Source organism: Fictibacillus aquaticus (assembly GCF_002245695.1).
Taxonomy (GTDB): domain Bacteria; phylum Bacillota; class Bacilli; order Bacillales; family Fictibacillaceae; genus Fictibacillus; species Fictibacillus aquaticus.
The window spans coordinates 450,943-472,133 of sequence record NZ_NOII01000003.1 but is presented as its reverse complement, the minus strand read 5'-3'; the positions used below and the strand labels follow the sequence as shown (position 1 = coordinate 472,133).

The 21,191-nt window shown below is 47.2% G+C and carries 20 protein-coding genes, 1 pseudogene and 4 riboswitches; of the genes and pseudogenes, 9 read left to right on the top strand and 12 right to left on the bottom strand.

What is annotated here, in order from left to right; genetic code table 11:
* Window positions 1–40: 40 nt before the first annotated feature.
* The 6 genes from CGZ90_RS12740 to CGZ90_RS12715 all read right to left on the bottom strand — a co-directional run bounded on the left by CGZ90_RS12740 (window position 41) and on the right by CGZ90_RS12715 (window position 8,528).
* On the bottom strand, window positions 41–1,681 hold the full coding sequence (locus CGZ90_RS12740; protein WP_094252879.1) for a flagellar basal body-associated FliL family protein: 1,641 nt from the start codon (window positions 1,679–1,681) through the stop codon (window positions 41–43).
* 484 nt (window positions 1,682–2,165) lie between these two features.
* Complete coding sequence (locus tag CGZ90_RS12735) at window positions 2,166–2,996, bottom strand: carbohydrate ABC transporter permease (protein ID WP_094252878.1); 831 nt, start codon at window positions 2,994–2,996, stop codon at window positions 2,166–2,168.
* 24 nt (window positions 2,997–3,020) lie between these two features.
* A complete protein-coding gene (locus CGZ90_RS12730; protein ID WP_094252877.1) occupies window positions 3,021–3,917 on the bottom strand; it encodes a carbohydrate ABC transporter permease in 897 nt (298 codons plus the stop codon).
* 76 nt (window positions 3,918–3,993) lie between these two features.
* Window positions 3,994–5,238: an ABC transporter substrate-binding protein gene (locus tag CGZ90_RS12725; RefSeq protein ID WP_094252876.1), complete on the bottom strand. Its 1,245-nt coding sequence runs from the start codon at window positions 5,236–5,238 to the stop codon at window positions 3,994–3,996.
* Window positions 5,239–5,268: 30 nt separating this feature from the next.
* Entirely contained in the window at window positions 5,269–7,395 is a 2,127-nt protein-coding gene (locus CGZ90_RS12720) for an amylo-alpha-1,6-glucosidase (RefSeq protein ID WP_094252875.1), read from the bottom strand.
* A 116-nt stretch (window positions 7,396–7,511) separates the two neighbouring features.
* Window positions 7,512–8,528 carry a LacI family DNA-binding transcriptional regulator gene (locus CGZ90_RS12715; protein ID WP_094252874.1) on the bottom strand — a complete coding sequence of 339 codons (1,017 nt, stop codon included), beginning with the start codon at window positions 8,526–8,528 and terminating at the stop codon, window positions 7,512–7,514.
* Window positions 8,529–8,738: 210 nt separating this feature from the next.
* Here CGZ90_RS12715 and CGZ90_RS12710 point away from each other — a divergent pair, with 210 nt between their 5' ends.
* Window positions 8,739–9,194 (top strand): NUDIX hydrolase, encoded by a 456-nt coding sequence (locus CGZ90_RS12710; protein ID WP_094252873.1) that lies wholly within the window; start codon window positions 8,739–8,741, stop codon window positions 9,192–9,194.
* A gap of 156 nt (window positions 9,195–9,350) precedes the next feature.
* On the opposite strand, the gene CGZ90_RS12705 is transcribed toward CGZ90_RS12710, so the two are convergent.
* The gene (locus CGZ90_RS12705) at window positions 9,351–10,841 is read right to left on the bottom strand and encodes a M36 family metallopeptidase (protein ID WP_379675167.1); all 1,491 of its coding nucleotides are present in this window, start codon (window positions 10,839–10,841) and stop codon (window positions 9,351–9,353) included.
* 261 nt (window positions 10,842–11,102) lie between these two features.
* Window positions 11,103–11,196, top strand: a riboswitch (cyclic di-GMP riboswitch).
* 31 nt (window positions 11,197–11,227) lie between these two features.
* Here CGZ90_RS12705 and CGZ90_RS12700 point away from each other — a divergent pair.
* Together CGZ90_RS12700 and CGZ90_RS12695 are read left to right on the top strand one after the other, a co-directional pair.
* On the top strand, window positions 11,228–11,905 hold the full coding sequence (locus CGZ90_RS12700) for a hypothetical protein (RefSeq protein WP_094252872.1): 678 nt from the start codon (window positions 11,228–11,230) through the stop codon (window positions 11,903–11,905).
* A 404-nt stretch (window positions 11,906–12,309) separates the two neighbouring features.
* Window positions 12,310–13,476, top strand: a complete 1,167-nt coding sequence (locus CGZ90_RS12695; RefSeq protein WP_094252871.1) for a S8 family peptidase — start codon at window positions 12,310–12,312, stop codon at window positions 13,474–13,476.
* Between the two features lie 53 nt (window positions 13,477–13,529).
* Here the strand turns inward: CGZ90_RS12695 and CGZ90_RS12690 are convergent, their stop codons facing one another.
* Entirely contained in the window at window positions 13,530–14,456 is a 927-nt protein-coding gene (locus CGZ90_RS12690) for a polysaccharide deacetylase family protein (protein ID WP_240515428.1), read from the bottom strand.
* 273 nt (window positions 14,457–14,729) lie between these two features.
* Between CGZ90_RS12690 and CGZ90_RS12685 the strand changes: the two genes are divergently transcribed.
* Window positions 14,730–15,671, top strand: coding sequence for a magnesium transporter CorA family protein (locus CGZ90_RS12685; protein WP_094252870.1), 942 nt, complete (start codon window positions 14,730–14,732; stop codon window positions 15,669–15,671).
* A 91-nt stretch (window positions 15,672–15,762) separates the two neighbouring features.
* Entirely contained in the window at window positions 15,763–16,572 is an 810-nt protein-coding gene (locus tag CGZ90_RS12680; protein ID WP_094252869.1) for a hypothetical protein, read from the top strand.
* Between the two features lie 38 nt (window positions 16,573–16,610).
* Here the strand turns inward: CGZ90_RS12680 and CGZ90_RS12675 are convergent, their stop codons facing one another.
* Window positions 16,611–16,796, bottom strand: coding sequence for a hypothetical protein (locus CGZ90_RS12675; RefSeq protein ID WP_094252868.1), 186 nt, complete (start codon window positions 16,794–16,796; stop codon window positions 16,611–16,613).
* Window positions 16,797–16,935: 139 nt separating this feature from the next.
* Window positions 16,936–17,148: pseudogene (locus CGZ90_RS12670) on the bottom strand (KGG domain-containing protein); the annotation flags it as partial.
* Window positions 17,149–17,444: 296 nt separating this feature from the next.
* Here CGZ90_RS12670 and CGZ90_RS12665 point away from each other — a divergent pair.
* The 4 genes from CGZ90_RS12665 (at window position 17,445) to CGZ90_RS12650 (ending at window position 19,442) form a co-directional block, all read left to right on the top strand.
* Window positions 17,445–17,831 (top strand): YkvA family protein, encoded by a 387-nt coding sequence (locus tag CGZ90_RS12665; RefSeq protein WP_240515427.1) that lies wholly within the window; start codon window positions 17,445–17,447, stop codon window positions 17,829–17,831.
* 45 nt (window positions 17,832–17,876) lie between these two features.
* Window positions 17,877–17,999: riboswitch (SAM riboswitch) on the top strand.
* A gap of 68 nt (window positions 18,000–18,067) precedes the next feature.
* Entirely contained in the window at window positions 18,068–18,730 is a 663-nt protein-coding gene (locus CGZ90_RS12660) for a sulfite oxidase-like oxidoreductase (protein WP_094252866.1), read from the top strand.
* Window positions 18,731–18,742: 12 nt separating this feature from the next.
* The gene (locus CGZ90_RS12655) at window positions 18,743–19,120 is read left to right on the top strand and encodes a hypothetical protein (RefSeq protein ID WP_094252865.1); all 378 of its coding nucleotides are present in this window, start codon (window positions 18,743–18,745) and stop codon (window positions 19,118–19,120) included.
* 85 nt (window positions 19,121–19,205) lie between these two features.
* On the top strand, window positions 19,206–19,442 hold the full coding sequence (locus tag CGZ90_RS12650) for a hypothetical protein (protein ID WP_133063586.1): 237 nt from the start codon (window positions 19,206–19,208) through the stop codon (window positions 19,440–19,442).
* A gap of 50 nt (window positions 19,443–19,492) precedes the next feature.
* On the opposite strand, the gene CGZ90_RS12645 is transcribed toward CGZ90_RS12650, so the two are convergent.
* On the bottom strand, window positions 19,493–19,864 hold the full coding sequence (locus CGZ90_RS12645) for a VOC family protein (protein WP_094252863.1): 372 nt from the start codon (window positions 19,862–19,864) through the stop codon (window positions 19,493–19,495).
* Between the two features lie 142 nt (window positions 19,865–20,006).
* The gene (locus CGZ90_RS12640) at window positions 20,007–20,498 is read right to left on the bottom strand and encodes an acyl-CoA thioesterase (RefSeq protein WP_205727395.1); all 492 of its coding nucleotides are present in this window, start codon (window positions 20,496–20,498) and stop codon (window positions 20,007–20,009) included.
* A 125-nt stretch (window positions 20,499–20,623) separates the two neighbouring features.
* Window positions 20,624–20,819, bottom strand: a riboswitch (cobalamin riboswitch).
* A 165-nt stretch (window positions 20,820–20,984) separates the two neighbouring features.
* Window positions 20,985–21,098, top strand: a riboswitch (TPP riboswitch).
* The last annotated feature ends 93 nt before the right edge of the window (window positions 21,099–21,191 follow it).

Genomic DNA, 21,191 nt, shown 5'->3' with positions numbered 1-21,191 from the left:
TAACACGTGAATGTTATTCTTGCCCTTCTGATGCACTATGTTAGAATCCGCCTTGGAATAGCTGGGCGTTTTCACCGATAAAGTTCTGGATGTTCATCTGCACTTCCTGCATGATCGCGCCGATTTCCTCGTCGCTCGCTTCGGCTGCGTTCACCGCGTTATCGCCGCTAAGCTTAGGGAACTTCAGCTTGTCAGTGAACGTTGTTTTGGACTTGATGTTCAGGTCCATCTTCATTTCGCCGCCCATTGACGGGTCGTTCACGACGATCGTTGTTTTAAAATCGTGCTGTGCCTTGTCGTTGTCGAGGTCCTGCTTGCCTTTGTGCTCAAGCTGAAGCTTGAAGTCAGGAAGCTCAGATGCGGCCATATCGCCGACCGGCGTCATTTCAAGGTTCCACTTCGACTTCTCTTTATTGCCTTCGCCCCAGATGTGGAAGCCGGCTCCGTCAGTCGCACCGTTCTCCGTCATTTCGAACTTTGTCTTGATGTCGCGCTTCATGCCTTCGCCTTTTGGCTCAGAGTCCATTTTCATATCAAAAACGAATGTGCCTTCGCCAGATTTCGGTGTCATGACCATCTTCCAGCTTGATTTTGTTTTGTCGTTATCATCTGTTTTTGATTCAGAATCGTAATCGAACGCGACAATCTCGTCCGGGCTGTCTTTAGGTCCTGCTTCAAAATCGAATGAACGGCTCACGATCACGTCATCGCTGTTGATAATAACCGTCTGTTTGAAGCCTTTTGGCATTGAAACGTCTTCTTTAATGCCTTTTTTAACATCCTTTAGACCGTCAAGAATTTGCTTTTTCGTATCTTTTTCTGAAGCAGTTCCGCTCATTGTCGTATCAAATCCGCCAGAAAGTGATGATTGTTTTGCAATCTCGTTGATCAGCTTGTCGTCGCTCTCAATTTTTTCGATATACGCTACAAGGATGTCCTTCACTTCTTTTTCAGAGAGTGTGAGAGTAAGAGCTTTCATGCTTTCGCCGTTGAAGTCAGCGTCTTTCTCCGTTACGTTGTCGTCTTTAATGTTATCTTTCAATACTTCTGCATACTCTTTAACCATCTCTTCGCGTGCATCTTCGTCTGTCAGATAGCTGTCATATGCCTTGAAAAAGTTCTGCATTTCCTCAAGTCCTACGTATGAAGAGTCGAACTTGCGCATAAGGTCGCCGAACTGCTTGTTCTCGAAATATACGTGCTTGCTGTATAGTTCAGGCACTTCTATCGCCGTCTGTTTGTTATTCTGATAAAACTCCGCTCCAGCGATTTCAGAGTCGTTCATCAATACTCCAAGCTTGAACGAGCCTTCTTCTTTTTTCGGGTCATGCTGTGTTTTCACTTGAACTTCAGCGCTTTTTAAAAGAGACTGTGCAAGAGCTGCTTCCATTCCAGTCGCGCCCATCGCGCCAAGGTCCATATCGATGCCGATGCGAGTATCGGACTCGTTTGCTTCTTTCTGTGCTTTTTCAGATAGATCCATTAGATCGCCGAACTGGTTGTCAAAAGACTCGGCAGTCGCTTCGTATGTGTTGTACTCCGCCATTAAATACTGATTTTTCGGCGTGTTTATCATCATTGCATATACAGCAGCTCCGCCTCCGATCAAAAGAACCGCAGCGAGTGCGATGATCAGAAACTTCTTGCTTGATTTCGCCGGTGTGTTCACTTGCGTTTGCATGTGTTGCCCTCCTTAAATTGTGCTTTCCTAATAAAGTTTTTCACTCTTGAATAGTACGGGCCAGATACGAAAATTATGTATAACTTCTGCTTCATAAATCACTGGCCGCCGCACTCACGATTACTTACTATACGGCATTCCTTGGAAAATTTCTATAGAATATGGAAATTCGCAGGAAATGGTAAGAAAGTATGGTCTTATTGGGGGTCCGGTACTCCAAAAAGACAAATGGCCATTTTTTTCCGTGTGAAACGGACACTCGATCTATCACCTAGCGTTTTCCACATACCCATTTACGCAGCATCCGTTTAAATGGTTTCACGGTTCCAAAGAATAGGTTGATAGACTCATTTTCGTAACTTCCACTATTATCAAAATAATAAACATAATTTTACAGAAATAATAGAGAATGGGGTACGGTACCATTTCCAAAAATCTGCGGTGTGATGCGCCGCGGCGGGAATTGGTACCGTACCCCAAAATTTTATTTCCCTCCAGTAAAGGAGACGCCTTTGATGAAGTAGCGGTTGAAGAAGGCGTAGATGACCAGCACGGGTAGTGTGAATACCATAGATGCGGCCATGATGTAGTTCCAGTAGCTGATGTATTGCCCTTTGAACGTGTTCAATCCAAGCGGCAGTGTGAACATCTCAGCGTCTGTCATAATGATCAGCGGACGCATGAAGTCATTCCATGATCCCATGAACACGAAGATTGCCTGTGCTGCTAAAGCAGGCTTTGCCAGCGGCAGGACGATCCTGAAGAATGTTCCCACTCGGCTCAGACCGTCGATCTCGGCCGCTTCCTCCAGCTCCTTCGGGAAGTTAATAAAGAACTGGCGCATCATGAAGATGAATGTCGCGTTGATCATCGATGGAACGATCATGCCTTGATACGAGTTCAGCCAGCCAAGGCTTTTTAGAATCAAGTAGTTAGGAATCATCGTTACCTGCGCCGGAATCATTAAGACGGCGAGGATGATGATGAACAGTGCCTTTTTCCCTGGAAAAGCGAGACGCGCCAAGGCGTAGCCGGCCATCGAGTTAAATAATAGATTCAGAAATGTTACCGAAACCGCGATCACTACACTATTAAACATCCAGCGCGGAAACAGCTCCTGCTGCAGGAAAATCTGCTTGTAGTTGTCAAGTGTGAAGTTTTTCGGTATGAAGCTGATCGTTCCGCTGACAATTTCCTGAAGCGTTTTAAAAGAAGAGGAAATCGCCCAGAGGAACGGAACGAGCGTCGTGATAGCATAGGCGATCAAGATGCCGTACAGCAGCACCTTGCCTGCCCCGATTTTTTTCTTTTTCATATGAGTGAAGCCCTCCTTTTCCTCTTAATAGAGCGATTCTTCTTTTGAAAACTTGCGCTGCAGCAATGTCGCGATCAGGATAACGAGCGCTAGGATAAATGCGAGAGCCGCCGCATATCCCATCGTGCCGAGCGTTTTAAACGCATATTGATAGATTAAGAGAACAACGGTTAACGTCGAGTTGTCCGGTCCGCCAGATCCCGCGGAGAAGATGTATGACTGGTCAAACAGCTGGAACGTTCCGATCAGCCCCATGATCGCAACGAACGATGTGACTGGACGGAGCTGAGGGACCGTGATTTTCCAAAACTTCTGAAACCAGTTAGCACCATCGATCTCGGCTGCTTCATAAACCGATTCCGGGATATCCTGCAGTGCCGCGAGATAAATGACCATAAAGAATGGTGCGGTCGACCAAATGTTCATGATCATGATCGCGTTCAGCGCGATGTCTGGGTCACCGAGGAAGTTATAGCCTTGCAGTCCAATTCCCTCAAGCATGCTGTTGATCAGGCCGTTTTTGTTGTACATCCACATAAAAATGAGCGTCAGAACAGCGGATGACGTCAGTGTCGGCAGAAAATAGACGATTCGGAAAAACTGCTGCCCTTTCAAACCGGCGTTCAGCGTCGCGGCGAGCACAAGTGCAAGAAATGTCTGTGCTGGCACGACGATCGCGACGTATTTTATTGTGTTCCAGAGTGCAATCTGTGCCCGGCTGTCATCGGCGAGCCGTGAAAAGTTGTCGAGCCCGACAAACTCCAGGCTGCCGTTTCCGAGCAGCTGCACTTTATGGAAGGAAAGGAAAACGACGTAAAGGATCGGTCCGATGATAAATAGTGCAAGTACGAGCAGGGACGGGGACATGAAAAAGTATCCTTGCCCCATTTCCCGCATCTTTTTTCGTGATTGTCTTTGCATGGCCACTCACTCCTTCTCGGCATACTTCAGGAAAAATTCTGGCGGTGCCGGCACATGGCAAGCACCGCCATTTCCATTATTCGATCTCTTTGTTCGCCTGTTTTTCCGCATCCTTCAATGCTTCGCCGAGCGGACGCTTGCCGAGGAATGCACTCATGAACTGGTTGTTGAAGTTGTTGACGATGATCGGCATGTTCGGACCTTTCTGCCAAACTGTTGCATATGATGCGCCTGCTACAAGCGGTGCGCGCAGCTCGTCTTTATCAAAGCCAAGCTCTTCAGCAACCGATTGACGTGCCGGCAGCGCGTAGCCTTTGCTCGTCCACGTTTTCATGCCTTCTTTTCCAGTCAGGTAAGACAGGAGTTCCCAAGACGCTTTCTTCTTTTCAGACGCCGCGTTCATCACGTATGCCACGTCATAAGCCATTGTCGAGTTCTTTCCGTCAACAGTCGGAAGCTCTGCTGTTCCGTATTCCACATCAGGAAACGTGTCCTTCAAGTATGGAATCGCCCAGTTTCCTTCAATGACCATCGCCGCTTTTTGCTGGCCGAACATCTCTCCGCCCCATGATGCGCCGACTTCCTTCGGCTCAACTGCAGACTTGTCAACGTTGTGCATATCAAGCAATGGCTGAAGACCTGCCTCCACTTCTTTAGAAGCGAATGACGCTTTATCGTCCGTCACGACTTTACCGCCTTTGGATTCTGCCATCCAGTAAACACGTGCCAGTTCAGGCGCTGCACCGAACCCGGCTACCTTGCCTTTTGTCAGCTTTTTTGATGCTGCAGTGAACTCTTCCCACGTTTTCGGAACTTCAACGCCAGCGTCGCTCAGCATTTTTTTGTTATAAAAAAGAGCAAGCGTGGAATAGTCTTTCGGGAATCCGTATGTTTTCCCGTCTTCCTTAAACGCGTCCAGCAGCGGCTTTTCGAAATCATCTACGTCAAAATCCTTTGTTACATACTCATCTAGCGGCTCGACCGCACCTGTCTTGATCAGACCAGGCGCTTCAAATGCGTCAAGGTAAAATACGTCCGGACCTTCTCCGCCGATCAAGCGCGTTTTGATAACGTCCATGTACTGTTCAGTTATCACTTCAAGCTTTACATCAATGTTTGGATGCTTCTGCTCAAAATCAGCAAGCGTTTCTTTTAAAAGCTTCTCTTCAGTCGGGTTACCGCCCCATCCAGCTAGTGTTACCTCAACTTTTTCTCCGTCCTTCGGCTCACTGCCGCCGTTGTCGCTTGAACACCCCGTTAATGCGCTTCCTAAAAGCATCGCGCTGATTCCAAGCCCCGCAAACCATTTTTTGTTCATCATTTTTCAGTACCCCTCTCAATTTTTATAAAATTAATGAAGCGTCTTTGCACTGTGATTACGGTTGATGACTAGTTCATAGCCTGTTGTGTTCTCCACGACAACAACGGCTGTTTCATTGCCGATACGCTTGACGGTCAGAGAAAGATGCCCTTTGCCTGCCGTGATATTTTCGACCGTCAGCTCGGTCATGTCCGACAGAAGTGCCGGAGTAAGATAGATTTTACTGTTCAAGCTGTCCGGGAAAAGTCCAAGCAAGCTTTGAATGAATATTAATGGTGTCCCTGCCGCCCAGGCCTGCGGTGAGCAAGCGACCGGATACTTGACCGCTTTCTTGCCGTTTTTGTCGTCATATCCGCAAAACAGCTCTGGCAGACGGTCATACTCAAAGTGCGCAGCGGCGTTCAGCAATCCTGTTATCGCTTTGTTCGCCGCATCCTGATGTCCGCTTTTGCTCATGCCGAGAATGCTCAGGCTATTATCGTGCGGCCAAATGCTTCCGTCATGATAGCTCATCGGATTGTAGCCCGCTTCGCCTTCTGCCATCGTGCGGATACCATAGCCTGAGAACATTTCAGGCGAGAGCAGCTTTTCTGTAACGGCTTCAGCCTTGTCGCTGTCAAGCATACCCGACAGCAGCACATGGCCAGGATTCGAAGTGATCGTGCCGACCTGCTTTTTCTCTTTGTCGAGTGCGATCGCGTAAAATTGGACGTCTTCCATCCAGAACGCTTCGTCAAACTTTTCTTTTAAGCGTGAAGCTTGCGCGCGGAGCTCAGCGGCTTTTTCTGTTTTGCCAATTTTTTCGAAAAGCTCAGCGAGTCCAGTTTTCGCCTGGTACACGTAGCCTTGAACCTCGGAGAGCGCGATCGGCGTTTCAGCATAATCGCCGTTTCGGTGCACGATGGAGTCGCCGGAATCCTTCCAGCCCTGGTTCGCGATGCCTTTGCTCGACTCCTGATGGTACTCGACGAACAGATCGCCGTCACGATCGCCGTATTCGTCGATCCACTTGAGCGTTCCATCAATCGTCTCTTCTAATTGCTCAACGATCTTAAGGTCGCCAGTCCACTTCACATATTCGGTCAGCAGAACAAGGAACAGCGGGGTCGCGTCGATCGTACCGTAATACGGTGTGAACGGGATCTGGTTCGTTGCCGCAAGCTCGCCAAAACGAAGCTCGTGCATGATCTTGCCAGGCTGTTCGTCGCGCCACGGATCGTTGTTTTTCCCTTGATAGTGTGCCATCGTAAGCAGTGTGCCTTTTGCTACATCTGGCTGGAAAGGCAGCATTTGAAGCGCGGCGATCAGGCTGTCGCGGCCAAACGGAACACCGAACCATGGAAGGCCAGCGACTGGAAACCGGCCGAATCCGAGATCTGTAAGCAGTACGCGGAGGTCGCCGATTCCCCTGTCGATCAGCTTTTGCAGCTGCTCGTTGTCTGTTTTCACGCGTGTAACCGAGTTTTCCCATTCCTTGTAGGATTCCTGGAGCTTCGCGAACGCCTCGTCCTTTTGCAGCGGCTGTGACGGTGAGCCTTCGCCGATGTGCGGCTGAACCGCGAATGTTACGGAATGTTCCTCTGAGTGTCCGAGGCTGATCGCGAACGATATGCTGCCGTCGTTCGTGACGTGCTGCGCTTCTTGATCCCAAGAGATCGCGGTTGTCCTTTGAACGTCATCCGCCCCCATGTAATGGATGGAGAACGAGTTTCCGGCAGCTGTCTGGCCGGTGCGCTTTCCTGTATCGCCGTTCTGGAATCCACGGACGATAAACATGTCCGTGAAATCCGCATCCGCATGCAGCGTGATTGTGAACGATACTGGCTTCGGATAGTAGTTTTTCGTTTTGATGGTTTCATAGAGCACGCCATCGTATATGAAGCGGGTGCGCTCCATTTCGACCGACTCACGCCAAAGGATGAGCTCGCCTTCTTTTTCCATGTGCGGGTTCGTGAGGAGGATCGTTGCTACAAAGTTCTCGTCTGCGTCCGAGGAAAGCAGGATTGGCTCCTCACCGTTAATCCGCAGATCCAGTTTGTTCAGAAACCGCGTATCCTTTGTATACAAGCCCAGGCCGTACGGGTGGTCGGCTGGAATGTTGCCCTTTGTGTCTGATAGCAAAAATAAGTCGTTGTCTTTTATCACTCTGTAGTCCATGTTGTCCTCCTTAAGTTGCAGGTGAATCCGAAACGTTTCGGAAAGATGTAGTAAAAAATACGCCCGGATAATCCGAAACGTTTCGGTTTTGTAGTAAAAATGACACCGCCATTTTTTCAGGATGAGCGGTTCGTTGTTGTTTCTCTTATGATGAGTTCAGTTTTCAAAATGCAGACGTGCGAATCAACTGTTCCTTCGAGCATATTGATGAGCAGTTCTGCTGCCCTGTAGCCGAGCTGGAACTTGTCTTGCGCAATCGTCGTCAGTGCCGGCGTAGTATACGAGGATAGCAGAATGTTGTCATAGCCGACGATGGAAAGATCCTCGGGAATTCTAATGTTCAACGTTCGCGCCGCTTTCATGATCCCTAGTGCCATCAAGTCACTTGCAGAAAAAATGGCGGTGATCTCAGGGTGTTTCTGCAGCAGCTCCATTGCCTCCGTTTCGGCAGTGGCTTCTGTAAATTCGCCGTTTACGACGTATTCCTCTTTGTACTCCAGACCGGCTTCTTCTAATGCCTGCCTGTAGCCTTCCAGCCTTTTAATGCTGACGTAAGCCTGGTCGTGGCCGTTGATCATCGCAATATTCTTATGCCCTGATTCGATCAGATGCTGTACTGCTTTTTTGGCGCCGAGAACGTTGTCCGTCGTCACGTAGCCGACCGAATCGGATTCAATCGGGATATCGACAAGCACACAAGGTATGTCACTTTCGATAACCTCTTTCAAGTACGGATCATCGATCTTCATTCCTTGTAAAATCGCACCGTCCACGCGCCGTTCGCGGCAAAGCTGAGAGTAAGTCTTCTCACGCTGCTTCGTCGTTGTTGTGCTGAACAGGACAAGGTCGTAATCTTTTTCGGAAACGAGCTCATTCACGCCCGACAGCACTTCGAATGTAAAGTTGTCCTTCGTACTTGCACGATTCATGCCTGAAACGAGCATCCCAAGTGTTTTGGACTTCTTCATCACTAGTCCGCGCGCCAGCGTGTTCGGGCTGTAATTCAGCTCTTTCGCGATCTCAATGATTTTTTGTCTTGTTTTTTCATTAACATCCGAATAGCCGTTCAGAGCGCGAGAGACGGTCGTAACCGACACATTCGCTTTCTTTGCTATATCTTTGATTGTCGTCATGCTTACCTCCAAAACGTTTCGGATAACGTGTTGCCTGCATCATACAACATATTGGAAGCGGTTGCAAGGATGGATTTTTTGTGGGGTTTTGTGGGGTACGGTACCATTTCCAAAAAACTGCGGTGTGATGCGCCGCGGCAGGAAATGGTACCGTACCCCCGAATATCTCTGTAAGCAATATGATAGTTCCAATACAAAGGGGATTAAAAGGTGGGCTATATAAAAGATTTAAGAAAACTAGTCGGGACCAGGCCGCTTATCATGCCCGGCGCATGTGTTCTGCTTATCAACAACAAAGGTGAATTGCTGCTGCAGCTTAGAGCTGACAACAGATGCTGGGGACTGCCTGGAGGTGCGATGGAGCCTGGTGAAAAGCTAGAGGACGTTGCTGCAAGAGAGACATTCGAGGAAACTAGTCTCATAGTTTCCAATCTGAAGTTGTTCAACGTATTCTCAGGCCCGGAATTTTATTACCGCTATCCTAATGGCGACGAGGTTCATAATGTGGTGACGGTCTTTATTTGCCGGGAATACAGCGGAGTTCCCAAAGCTGATCATAGCGAGTCGCTCGATGTTCGTTTCTTTCCATTGAGCAACCTTCCAGACAGTGTAAATCCTCCTGATCTGCCGCTTATACAATCGTTTTTCAAGCATAACCAGGGTTAATACATAGACACAAAAAGGCTGCCCCGCATGTCATCCAATATGACCTGCTGAGACAGCCTTTTTTTGGTTTGGAGGTTGGGGGTACGGTACCATTCTTAATTAGCTGAGTTGTCATGCGCAGTTGTTGCAAATGGTACCGTACCCCCTGCATTGCTCTTAGTTTGTTGACAGTCCGCGCGCAGCAAAGATAGAATCAATTTTTGCTGCGTTTCGCCCGCCGTTCAGCAGCTGGTCAGCTTGCTTGATCGCCCTTGCTCCGTCGTTGAACGTGGCGTTTGGCGTCAGTGACCAGTGCGACTGCAGCACAAGTTTTGTTGCCGTGTCGCGCCCTAGAGCTCCGGCTAGATCATATAATCCTTGCGACCAAATTTCGCCGTCCGCATGAACCTGATTCACGACATCACGCGGATACACTTTGTTTTTATCAAGACGACGCAGACACGGAGGGTTGCTGCTTGAATAGGAAATTGCGTCCCACTCTCCTACGCATGCCGAACCAAAGCTGTTTGGCGCTGCTGCATCTTCATACGTCGCGCCAAGGAAATCACCGAATCCTTCACCCATCGCGCCGCCTTCAGCACTGTTTCCGAAGCCAGGCACCTGGTTGTCCTGGATGGAGTGGCCGTACTCGTGCGCGATGATGCCTGCGTCCTCTGCGTCATCCACACCGCCTGTACCGAACGTCAGCTCTTTTGTGGACGGGCTATAGAAGGAATTATCTTTTTTATACGTGTTCACGTTCGCTGTAATCGAGCGGTTGTTGATGTTGTTAAACCCGATCGACTGGATATAGCGCTGCAGCGTGTCGAGATGGTAGTACACCATCACGTCCTCAAAACGGTTGTCGCTGCGTGTGTAGTTGAACACATGATTGGCGCTCGACGTCTTAGATTTTGAGTAGATGTTCACGTACTGTCCTGTCAGCTTGCCGTTGCCGCTTAACCCTTGCAGCGTGACAGTTTTCAGCTGAGCGTTCAGTGCCGCAGAATCGGCGTCATTGTTATCTGCGAGTCCGGTTACAGACCCTTGGGATTCTATTGGGTTCGGCATGAAAACCTGACCTGTTCCGTTCACTTTTTGGTTCAAATCCTTCTTTTTCAGCACCTTTCCCGTTCCCGCGTGCACGTACACCTCCCACGCCCCAAATGGCTCTTCTGCGTGAAGGGTCACTTTGTAAACAGGAACAGCCGTGCCGTTTTCAATCGTATAGCCAAACTCGTTTTTATCCTGAGCCCAGCGGCCTGCTGCTGCGCCCAGATGCTTTGCCGCTTTACTTTCCGCATCATTTTTCGCCAGCTTTTGTTTCGCCTCTTCTATTTTTGTGTACGGAGTATAATCTGAGACTGCCATAAGCGCGTTGCCGCTGCGGTCAAGGGTAACCGTTACTTGCTTTGTAAAAACCGGAGCACCGTTCACCGTCTGCTGATAGCGCACGTATGTAGCGGCCTTGGTTTCGATCGTATTTAAATAGGTAAGCCCTGAAAGATCACGATGAAGCTTGTATTTTTCTGCATTTTTCTTTAAAAAATCATCCGCTTTTACCTTCGCGTCAAACACCTGAGCTTGTACCATTTTGGGGGATAATTCCGTGGAACCGCTGTAAACAGGCAGAGCAAGAGTCACAACAAGTGCAGCCGAACCTAGCATCTTGAACATATTCTTCCGTTTCAAATGAGCAGCCTCCTAAAAGTTAGAATATTCATACAATTAGTGTAAAGCCTGCTCTCTACATCGCGCAATGGGTCTAATTTGGTAGATTTTGTAGGAAATATAGTTATGGGGTACGGTACGATTTACTAAATATGCCGATATGGTGCTCTATGGCGTGAAATGGTACCGTACCCCCATATGAAAAGTGTCGAAATAGGTCGAACATACTATTTCCATTATTTTAAATAATTTGTAAACTATTGTTAATGGTAAAACCAGAGAAATCTGGTGGCACAAAGCTATAGGGGCTACGGGCGCATATTAGAAACGCCTACGCCAGCCAGCTGCCTTTGCCTATTTTAATATCCTAGGAGGATGAGGTAATGAAAAGCAAGATGATGAAATTTGCTGCTGCCATTCTGGCACTAGCGGTCATGCTCGGTGCACCGGCAGGCTCTTACGCAAAAGAGCAAAGCCACAGCAAGAAGCATGAGCAGCAAAAGAAACAGGAAAAGAAGAAGAAGGACGACAAAAAGAAAAAAGAGAAAGAACGAAAGAAAAAAGAGGAAGCAAAAAAGAAGGCTAAGCTTAAAAAGCAGTACACAAACAAATACCGCGAGCTTAATAAAAAGCTGGTAAGAATCGAATACAAAGTAAAATCGATTAATGAAGAAATCGAGCTTTACTATGCTGAAGAGCCTGCAGAAGAGGAAGAACCTCCAGCAGAGCCAGCACCGGAAACAGGCACTGCCGATTCTAATAGTGATGATGAAGATGGCGAAAATGAAGACGGCGATGATGAAAAGGATTGCGACAAAGAAGATGAAGAAGAATCCCGCTATGCGGAGTTCAACAATAAATTGGTTTCACTTAAAAAGCAGCTCGATCAGGCGAAAAGAGAGATGAACAAAGTGGCGGCAGACGCCAAGAAAAAAGGCGCAACACTTGATGCATCATTGATCAAAGCAGCAACTGACAAATATGATTCAGTAAAAGCACTCATTGCAGAAAGCTTAACGAATTTGAACAATAAAGAATTCGGTGAGCCTGCTGCAGAATAAGCTTTAGAAGCTTCCGGATTTCCCGGAGGCTTTTTTTAAACCATCGTTTAAAGAACGGTGGTTTTTTCATGCGGTTATCTTCTTGTGGGGTACGGTACCATTTCCAAAAAACTGCGAAGCGGCGCCTCTTGTGGAATATGGTACCGTACCCCCCCTCCTCCCAACGTGGTAACATTCTACCTTTTTTATTTTTCCAATTTCCGTCTATTATCCATATGCTGCTTTTTATTTGGTTCGTATTTACTCCATGTCAGCGTTTCCATAAATTATTTTTCAGAATATTCTATTACTTTTGCGTTATTTTAAGATAATTTAAAGGATTTGTTAAATTAAAAAAGAAACTCTTTTCCCTGTTGTTTTTTGTGTTAACCTTGAAAGCAACTTAGAAGAAGGAGTGATCAGTCATGTTAAAACGTTTTGCTGCAGGTTATGCTTCTCTTGCTCTTATAGTCAGCCTTGCTGCTCCGTCAGAAGCAAGTGCTGCTGCGATACCAGAAAAATACGAGTCAAAATCAGCACCTAAGGAAATTATCGTAAAATATAAAGATGGTGTTTCATCTACTGAGGAAAAAGCCGTCGTCTCCAAGCTTAACGACTCTATTAAAGAGAATTACAGCGCTTATAGTGTTGTTAAAATCACAGAAGGCAGTGTAGCTGACGCTGTGAAAGAATATGAGGCAAACCCTGACGTAGAATATGCCGAACCAAATGCAACATATACGGCAAGCTATGTTCCAAATGACCCTGATTACTCAACGAAACAATATGCTCCTCAAAAGGTTGGAGCGGAAGCGGCTTGGGATGTGACTCGCGGTTCCTCCAGCGTTAAAATCGCCGTCGTTGATACTGGCGTTGACTATAATCACCCTGATTTAGCTGGAAAAGTCATCAAGGGGAAAGATTTTGTTACAGATGATAACGATCCGATGGACGAAAACATTCATGGAACCCACGTGGCGGGGATTGCAGCAGCATCCACGAACAACGGTGTCGGTATTGCAGGACTTGCTCCTAACGTACAAATTCTTGCGGAGCGTGTACTGGATGCAGACGGCAGCGGTACGCTTGACGATGTAGCAGCAGGCATCCGTCACGCTGCAGACAGCGGTGCACAGGTTATTAACTTGAGCCTTGGCGGTCCGGTCGGAACAAAAACATTGGAAGATGCCGTGAACTATGCTGCAAGCAAGGGTTCGGTTGTAGTAGCTGCAGCAGGCAACGAAAGCACGCCGGTTCCTAGCTACCCAGCGTATTATGAAAATGCAATCGCAGTAGCAGCAACTGATCAAAACGACCAGATCGCGTATTTCTCGAACTATGGTCCATGGGTTGACGTAGCTGCACCAGGTGTAGACCTCTACTCGACCGTTCCTGGCGGAAAATACGAAAGCTTAAGCGGAACTAGCATGGCTTCTCCAGTAGTCGCGGGTGTTGCAGGCCTTCTTGCATCACAAGGAAAAAACGCTGCACAGATCCGCACTGCACTCGAGAGCACATCAGATAAGGTGACGGGGTCCGGTACACTTTTCAAACACGGACGCATAAACGCAGGCAAGGCAGTAGCTCAGTAAGCTTAATAACGAAATGGGGTCCGGTACTCGTGGTACCGGACCCCATTCTTTTGTTATTTCAGCTTATGATCTTCAAGCTTCACGAACCGGAACCCCTGATCGAGCAGCAGCGGCACCGCCTGCATGATCCCTTCTGCTGTCCCGCTTTCCGGCTGGTTCATGTGAAGCAAGGCTATTGAGCCAGGCTGGGCTGCGAGCAATGCAGCTTTCACCTGCTCGCTTGAGAATGTGGCACCAGCATCACCTAATAAATTGTAGTTGACGGCTGTTTCACCGAGTTCTTCTGCGATCTGTACGGCCACTTCGTCATAATGTGCTGTGCCAGAACGGAAAAACTTTGGAGCCTTGCCAGTAAGCTTCTCTATCTTTTGTTCATTCTCTACTATTTCCTGAATGGCTTCCTCTACGGTTGCTGTTCCTTGAACAGAATAAGCAGACTTGCCGCTAACCGACAGCGGCTTATGTTCTGTTCCGTGGTTTTCTATCTCAAAAAGCGGATCCTGCGAAAGTGATAAAAAAGCTTCTTCGTTCTTGTCGATCCAGCGGCTGTTCACAAAAAGCGTCGCTGGGATTTTATGCTGCTTCAAGAATTCTATCAAATCCTTATCATAGCCGCTTCCATATACTCCGCCGCATGCATCAAGTGTCAGAGCAATCACTTTGTCTGCTGTATCCAGCTGTGTTTTAACACCCGTTACGTTCTCTCCCCATTGCTGAGGTGTTATCGGAGTGTATTTCTCGACTAAGGCTTGTATGGATAAAGCTGATTTTGATGTTTCTTCTTCTATATGCTGAACCAAGTCCTTTTCTTTTTCATTGGAGCTTGAATTTTCCGTTGCTGAATTCGTGGCAGTGCTATCACTATTATCTATTTTTATATCTGCCAGATCCGCAGTGCTTACCATTTCCGTACGATCCGAACAAGCCCCAAGCAGCAGCAGACCCGCCGCCAGAAGCATCCCCTTATACCTTACACCCATAATTTATCTCCTATGTTAAAAATAACCTGTATATTTTTATTATGGGGTACGGTACCGCAAAAAGACAATCACTGTTTTTGTCCATATGGAACGGACATACTTTCTAAAACCCTTTTGCATCCAGCATCTTTAGGCGGGGGTACGGTACCATTTCCTGACGCTACGGGAAATGGTACCGTACCCCCGCCCCTTATGCTCATGTTTGCTGTCTTGCTGGCAGGGGGAAAATAGCGGTATAGTGGATTAGTGATAGTTGCAAGGAGGTTACCGCTTATGCTGCAAATATTATCAAATAAACATCATTCATTAACCGAACTGGATACTATAGAACAAGGCTGCTGGATCAATCTTATCGCTCCAACTGCCGAAGAAATTGAACATGTGGTTCATGCAACTGGCATCGACCCTGACTTCCTGCGCGACGCGCTAGATGAAGAAGAACGTTCTCGCATTGAAAAAGAAGATGATACAGTGAGTGTCATCGTCGATATCCCGCTCATCGAACAAGATGAAAATGGCCAAAACGCGTATGATACGTTCCCGCTCGCCATGATCGCGTGCGAAAACTACTTTATTACCGTTTGTCTGAAGGAAAATCCAATTATCGAGATGTTTGTTAAACGAAAAGTGCGCAACTTTTACACTTATAAAAAGACGCGCTTTATCTTTCAGCTTCTGCAGCTTATCTCGCAATATTACCTGCGATATCTGAGGCAGATCAACCGCAAAACAGATACGATCGAACGAGAACTGCGACAGACACTGAAGAACCAGGACCTGTTTGAGCTGCTAAGCCTCGATAAATCTCTGGTTTACTTTACAACGTCACTGAAATCTAACGACGCGGTACTCGAGAAGCTGCTCCGCATGAACTTTTTGAAGATGTATGAAGAAGACCGCGAGCTGCTTGAGGATGTTATCATCGAGAACAAGCAGGCGATCGAGATGAGTCAGATTTACAGCAGCATCTTGAAGGGACTGACGAATGCGTTCTCTTCTGTTATCTCCAACAACCTGAACCTTGAGATGCGGTTTTTAACGTCATTCACGATCATTCTCGCGCTGCCAACCATGGTCGCTAGCTTTTACGGGATGAACATTCCGATCCCGTACCAGCACAACCCGCATGCGTTCGGGATCATGCTCAGCCTCGCCTTCATGCTCTCAGGCGCAGCTGCCTTCTTCTTCTGGCGCAAGCGCTACTTTAAAAAATAAAATGAGGGGGTACGGTACCTTTACAATTGTCGGCTTCAATTGTAAAGGTACCGTACCCCCGATTAGTTTTTTAGAAAGGAACATAAGAACAATGGAGATTCAGGAGAAGATTATACATACTGCTGCATCAACCGAAAAAGTAATTGATGCGGATTATCATCATGTATATGGCTATATCGCAGTTGTGCGTAAAAACCGCCGCAGGGTGTTTTACAAAAACAGCGAAGCTCTCACCCTCACAACCAAAATTTCGTTTTCCAAAGTTCGGTGGCTGACGGAGAACACAATCTTGCTCGCCGAAACACTTGCCGACAATGACCGTCCCAACATTCATATCGTTTCATTGGAGGCTGGACTTCTCTCAAGCTTTCACGGAGGCGACTGTATCAGAGATGTTTTGGTAACAGCTGACGGCATCTGGATCAGCTATTTTGATCAAGGAGTTTATGGCGAGGGTATATCAACTAATGGCCTTGTGCTGTTTAGCCAAAACGGAGAGGTTCTTTATCGTTATCGCCATGATAATCATAACCGTGTGATAATCGATGACTGTTATGCCATCTGCCCTGGCGAGAACGGTGATATTTGGCTTTTCCCATACTACGATTTCCCGCTTGTCTCCCTTCATTACAGAAAAAATAAAACAGCCGTTATTGAGACAGCTGAACAGCTCCACGGAGCAACTGCCATCGCCGTTTATAAACAGCAAGCCTATTTTCACGGTCCTTACGACAGCCAGAATGCCATTATTTCTGCGCCGCTCGACGAACAGTCCATTCATAACAAAGAGATTTGCGATATAGGAAGTGCAAGAGGAAGTTTGAGAGGATTGCCGTCTGACAGCGGAGCAGCGTTTATTAACGTCACCAGCAAAGAAGTTGTGCTTCTTTCAATACTTTAAGAACACAAAAACCGCCCGCAGAAAATTCGCGGACGGTTTTAGTTTTTCTTTTGGCGTTCTTCTATTTTCTCCAGCAATGCGCGGACGCGCTTCTGCAGGTGGATGATGTCTTCTTCATCTGTTGCCATCTCGATCGCGTCTTTAATTTCATAATACTCGTCGCTCTCGGATTTTGTCAGTGTAACTTTAGGAATTGGTATTGGAAAAGGTATTACCTGGCCCACTTCTTCACCTCAAATACTTTTAAAGTTACAGTTATGAATCTATTGTACGTCAAACTCTGTCGAATAAACAAATATTATAAAGATAAAAAAAGACTGCCGATGTGCTGGCAGTCTAAAATCCACTTATTTACTTGTTTGTGTTGTTCCGGCTGGCGGCTTCTCCGCCCTTCCGCCCGATCTTTTCGTAAAAGCTGCGATCGTGGTTTTTGGAGGTTGCCTCTCCGCCTTTTTCACCGATTTCCTGATAAAACTCTTTGTTATGGTTCCGAGCGGTAGCTTCTCCGCCTTTGCGGCCCGCTTCTTCCCTAGACATCTTTGCATCACTTCTGTTGTTCTTGCTGTTCTGAGCCATCTTGCAATCATCTCCTTTTGGGTTTTGATTATTATTTGGCCATAGTAGTGTGTACCCTCCAGAACACATCCTAAACTCTTAAAATTAAAACGATTAAAAGACCTCGAAAAAGGGAATCAAAGTATTAGAGAGCAAAGTAATAGCCTAACTACGAAAGGATGATTGTACATGATGAAGATCTTAATTATACTAGCAGTAATACTAGTGGCTCTGTATTTCTTTAAACGAGTAAGATAACGTCAACGGCGGCGCTGCAGATGATGCGGCGCCGTTTTTTTATGAAGGAGAAAGAAACGATGCTTGAAAAACTAAAACTGAAAGCTCGACTGCTAAAACGCGAGCTGTTCGTGCTGTATTTATCTTACCGCGATCCTGGGGTGCCGATGCATGCAAAAATCACAGCAATCATCGTTGTCGCCTATGCGTTCAGCCCGATCGACTTGATCCCTGATTTTATTCCGATAATCGGATACCTAGACGATTTGATCCTTGTTCCGCTTGGCATCGCACTCGCGCTGAAGCTTATCCCTTCCCAAATAATCGATAAGCACAGAGCAAAGGCGGCTGAAATTGCCAATGCCAGCAAACCGAAAAACTGGTTTATTGGCGCGCTGTTCATCCTTATATGGATCACTGCGGCGTACTGGCTTGGCATAAAAGTCATCAGCTGGATGCAGCATTGACAAAGAGTGCTCATCATGACATACTTTTCATAAATTTTAAGAACACTCTTATTGCGAGCAGGCGGAGGGATTTAGCCCGATGAAGCCCGGCAACCATCTATTTTATTATCGTAAAATAGAAACGGTGCTAATTCTAACAGCGATAAAAAAAACGCTGAAAGATGAGAGGAACGGATGTACATACAGCCGCCCCTTTCTATTAGCAGAAAGGGGCTTTTCTTATGGGGAGGAATGAGATGAAAAAAGCTGACCGTATTAAAAAGATGCGTGTGCCGGAAGCGGCGGAAGGGCTAGATGGCCGTCTTCCGCCGGGTCAGGTGCTGACAGAAAGGTTTCCGATCCTGCATGAAGGCGAGGTGCCGCAGTACGAGCTATCCGACTGGACGCTCACTGTCGACGGACTCGTGAAAGAACCGAAAACGTTCACGTTCGAGGATATTATGGCGATGCCGCAGACGACCGTCGTTAAGGATATTCATTGCGTAACGCGATGGTCGCGCTTTGATAATGCGTTCACTGGGGTACTTTTTTCTGATTTTCTAAAAGCGATTGATGTGGATCCTGAGGCGAGGCATGTGATGGCGTACGGCGATCATGACTATGACACCAACATACCGATTCAGGATCTGATGCGTGATGACATTCTGCTCGCCCATTCCTTTGACGGCAAGCCGCTGACCGATAAGCACGGCTATCCGCTGCGTTTGATCGTGCCTCATCTATATTTTTGGAAAAGCGTGAAGTGGATTCGCCGCATCGAGTTCATGCGCGACGACCGCCCCGGCTTTTGGGAGCAGAACGGTTTTCACAATTATGCCGACCCTTTCCGTGAACAGCGCTTTTCCGGAGAAGGATTTGACATGCCAGAGGACGAATGGAAAAAGAAAGATTACGATTGAGGAGGAATGGCGTTGGGCACGTGGGGAACAGATTTGTGGGAAGACGATTTTTCGTGCGATGTGCAGGAGGACTGGAACCATTTCATGGATGAGGGGATGGCACCTGAAAAGGCGACACAGCTCATCTTGAACGAATGGCTCGTCGAGTTAGACGATTATGATGACGATGAGGAGCGCCAGCCGTATGAGGCGCTGCTGTACATCGCCGTTGCTGCGCTTCAGCTCGAGAACGAGGCATTGCAGAATACAGTAAAAAACAAAGCGATTCAGCTCATCGACGCAGGCGGTGACCTTCCGCTTTGGGAAGACGGCGATCCGGCTGATTATGAAAAGCGTAAAAAAGTGCTTGCGGATTTCCGCAGCCAGTTGGAGAAGGCAAAAGCTAATTAAGCAAATGGACATTATTTTGTCTATTTTGGATGGGTTATTAATCTTCATTTATTTATTTGTCATAGGAAAGATCAGGGAAAAGAACATGAAACATCACTCTGTGCTGCTGAAAAAATTGGTGCTCGCGGTGGCGGTGTTCATCGTCTCGGCAAGCATTCTCTTGCTCATCCCTGACCACAGCTTCCACCTCCTTCAAGCTTTTTCTATGGGAGGTGTGATTTACAGTGTTCTTCTTATCCTGCTGACTGTGGCTGTCACTTTTTTGATGAATAAAGACGAAGAAAAGTATGATAAAGCTGTAAAGTGGCTGGATAACTTTTAGAAAAAACCCTGAACCGCCATGAAACCGGCTGAGTTCAGGGTTTTGTGTATTTATAAGGATTTAGACAAAAATTCAATACGGTTGTTAAACGGATCACGGAAGCTGAACCGGGACACGTTCGGGATCGGTTTCTCGTTAAATGTCTCAACACCGTTTTCCTCTAAGTAGCTACGCACCGCCTCAACATCAGCCACTTCAAACGCTGGATGGCTCTTGCTGTTATAGCTGTCACGGTTCTCAACGCCGACATGAAGCTCAATATCACCTGCCTGAAACCAAGCCCCGCCGTTTCCCTTTAATGACTCTGGTTTCTCTTTCTCAGGAAACCCTAAAATGCCGCTGTAAAAAGCTCGCGCCTCATCCTCAGCCCCAGCCGGGATGCACAGCTGCACATGATCAAATCTCTTAATCTCGATTTTCATCTTCAAGTCCTCCTTGTGTTGGGGGTACGGTACTTTGGGGTACGGTACCCAAAGTACCGTACCCCAACTAGTTTTCTGCACCTTTATTATTTAGCCAGAACCAATTAATGTCAATTTAACTACACCGTACTATTCGGACCATTCACCGCATTCCCCCGTTCTCGCGCTGCATTTTGCGCTGTTCGCGTCTGACAGCCGCTGTCTCATACAGCAGCTTTTGCTGCTCTGTTTCTGGAATCACACCCGGCACCACACATGGCTTGCCGTCTTCGTTGACTGCAACCATCGTCAGAAATGATGTTGTGGTCAGCTTTTTCTCTTTTTTCAGCAGGTTTTCAGAAAAAACCTCCACGTACACCTCCATCGACGTACGGCCTGTCGAGGCGACGAACGCCTGCAGGATCAGGATATCGCCGACTTTAGCTGACCCGACAAAATTGACCGAGTCAATCGAGGCCGTTACGACGACAGAGTTGCTGTGGCGCATAGCGGTAATGGCAGCGATCTCGTCAATAAACGAAAGCACCTGTCCGCCAAAGATGGTATTGATGTGATTGGTATCCGGAGGAATGACGAGCCGAGTCTGAATGGTAAATGATTGATTTGAAGAAACACTGTTACTTGGGATTGTCATGTTTAATAGACTCCTTTTCTAATAAAATAAAAAGCACCTGTTCTGGATGAAAAACAGAACAGGTGCACAAATAAGCGTTATAGATGAATAACGTTGCGCCACACCTCCCTATCTTCCGTAGGTTGCTAGTGTTCTTCTTCATGGCAGGTTTCCTGGCTAAGATCATCGCGTTCTCCCCCTTCCCATTCTGCTTATGAGCAGAACAGTGGCTATTGGGAGAAAGCTCCTTCTTACAGTGGCGGGACCGCGTCGGAATGTACCGAACTTCCCTATTAAGCTCTTACTTTGTGAAACAAGAGCACCATGAAGTGTTGATTATTATTTAGTTTCGGTATTAGTGTAGCATTTTCTGATGGGGGTACGGTACCTTTTGATGAAAAAGCCTCTATGACGCTGCTTCTCCTAAAAGGTACCGTACCCCGAGCCCCTCTGGCCTTTTAGTTGCACATGCGCTCTTGCTTCTGTATGATAGACATAATTTCATAGCATTTCTGCTAGGGGAGCCTGTGAGCCAGGCTGAGATTAGAACGCTCTGAAGTTCTTTGACCCTTTGAACCTGATCTGGATTATGCCAGCGGAGGGAAGCAGGGCGCAGCCGAAGCTCGATATATTTCATCAGCTTCTTTCTACATATGCAGCTCATCGCACATTCCCGCCGGGTTCTCTGATGTTTTCAGAGTCCGGCTTTTTATT

What these genes read in the sequence shown, in the direction of transcription:
- CGZ90_RS12720 (WP_094252875.1), bottom strand. Translation starts at nt 7,395, where the DNA reads ATGGACTACAGAGTGATAAAAGACAACGACTTATTTTTGCTATCAGAC.
- CGZ90_RS12680 (WP_094252869.1), top strand. Translation starts at nt 15,763, where the DNA reads ATGGAGATTCAGGAGAAGATTATACATACTGCTGCATCAACCGAAAAA.
- CGZ90_RS12730 (WP_094252877.1), bottom strand. Translation starts at nt 3,917, where the DNA reads ATGCAAAGACAATCACGAAAAAAGATGCGGGAAATGGGGCAAGGATAC.
- CGZ90_RS12725 (WP_094252876.1), bottom strand. Translation starts at nt 5,238, where the DNA reads ATGATGAACAAAAAATGGTTTGCGGGGCTTGGAATCAGCGCGATGCTT.
- CGZ90_RS12740 (WP_094252879.1), bottom strand. Translation starts at nt 1,681, where the DNA reads ATGCAAACGCAAGTGAACACACCGGCGAAATCAAGCAAGAAGTTTCTG.
- CGZ90_RS12705 (WP_379675167.1), bottom strand. Translation starts at nt 10,841, where the DNA reads ATGCTAGGTTCGGCTGCACTTGTTGTGACTCTTGCTCTGCCTGTTTAC.
- CGZ90_RS12660 (WP_094252866.1), top strand. Translation starts at nt 18,068, where the DNA reads ATGAAAAAAGCTGACCGTATTAAAAAGATGCGTGTGCCGGAAGCGGCG.
- CGZ90_RS12665 (WP_240515427.1), top strand. Translation starts at nt 17,445, where the DNA reads ATGCTTGAAAAACTAAAACTGAAAGCTCGACTGCTAAAACGCGAGCTG.
- CGZ90_RS12685 (WP_094252870.1), top strand. Translation starts at nt 14,730, where the DNA reads ATGCTGCAAATATTATCAAATAAACATCATTCATTAACCGAACTGGAT.
- CGZ90_RS12695 (WP_094252871.1), top strand. Translation starts at nt 12,310, where the DNA reads ATGTTAAAACGTTTTGCTGCAGGTTATGCTTCTCTTGCTCTTATAGTC.
- CGZ90_RS12640 (WP_205727395.1), bottom strand. Translation starts at nt 20,498, where the DNA reads ATGACAATCCCAAGTAACAGTGTTTCTTCAAATCAATCATTTACCATT.
- CGZ90_RS12690 (WP_240515428.1), bottom strand. Translation starts at nt 14,456, where the DNA reads ATGGGTGTAAGGTATAAGGGGATGCTTCTGGCGGCGGGTCTGCTGCTG.
- CGZ90_RS12735 (WP_094252878.1), bottom strand. Translation starts at nt 2,996, where the DNA reads ATGAAAAAGAAAAAAATCGGGGCAGGCAAGGTGCTGCTGTACGGCATC.
- CGZ90_RS12700 (WP_094252872.1), top strand. Translation starts at nt 11,228, where the DNA reads ATGAAAAGCAAGATGATGAAATTTGCTGCTGCCATTCTGGCACTAGCG.
- CGZ90_RS12645 (WP_094252863.1), bottom strand. Translation starts at nt 19,864, where the DNA reads ATGAAAATCGAGATTAAGAGATTTGATCATGTGCAGCTGTGCATCCCG.
- CGZ90_RS12715 (WP_094252874.1), bottom strand. Translation starts at nt 8,528, where the DNA reads ATGACGACAATCAAAGATATAGCAAAGAAAGCGAATGTGTCGGTTACG.
- CGZ90_RS12650 (WP_133063586.1), top strand. Translation starts at nt 19,206, where the DNA reads ATGAAACATCACTCTGTGCTGCTGAAAAAATTGGTGCTCGCGGTGGCG.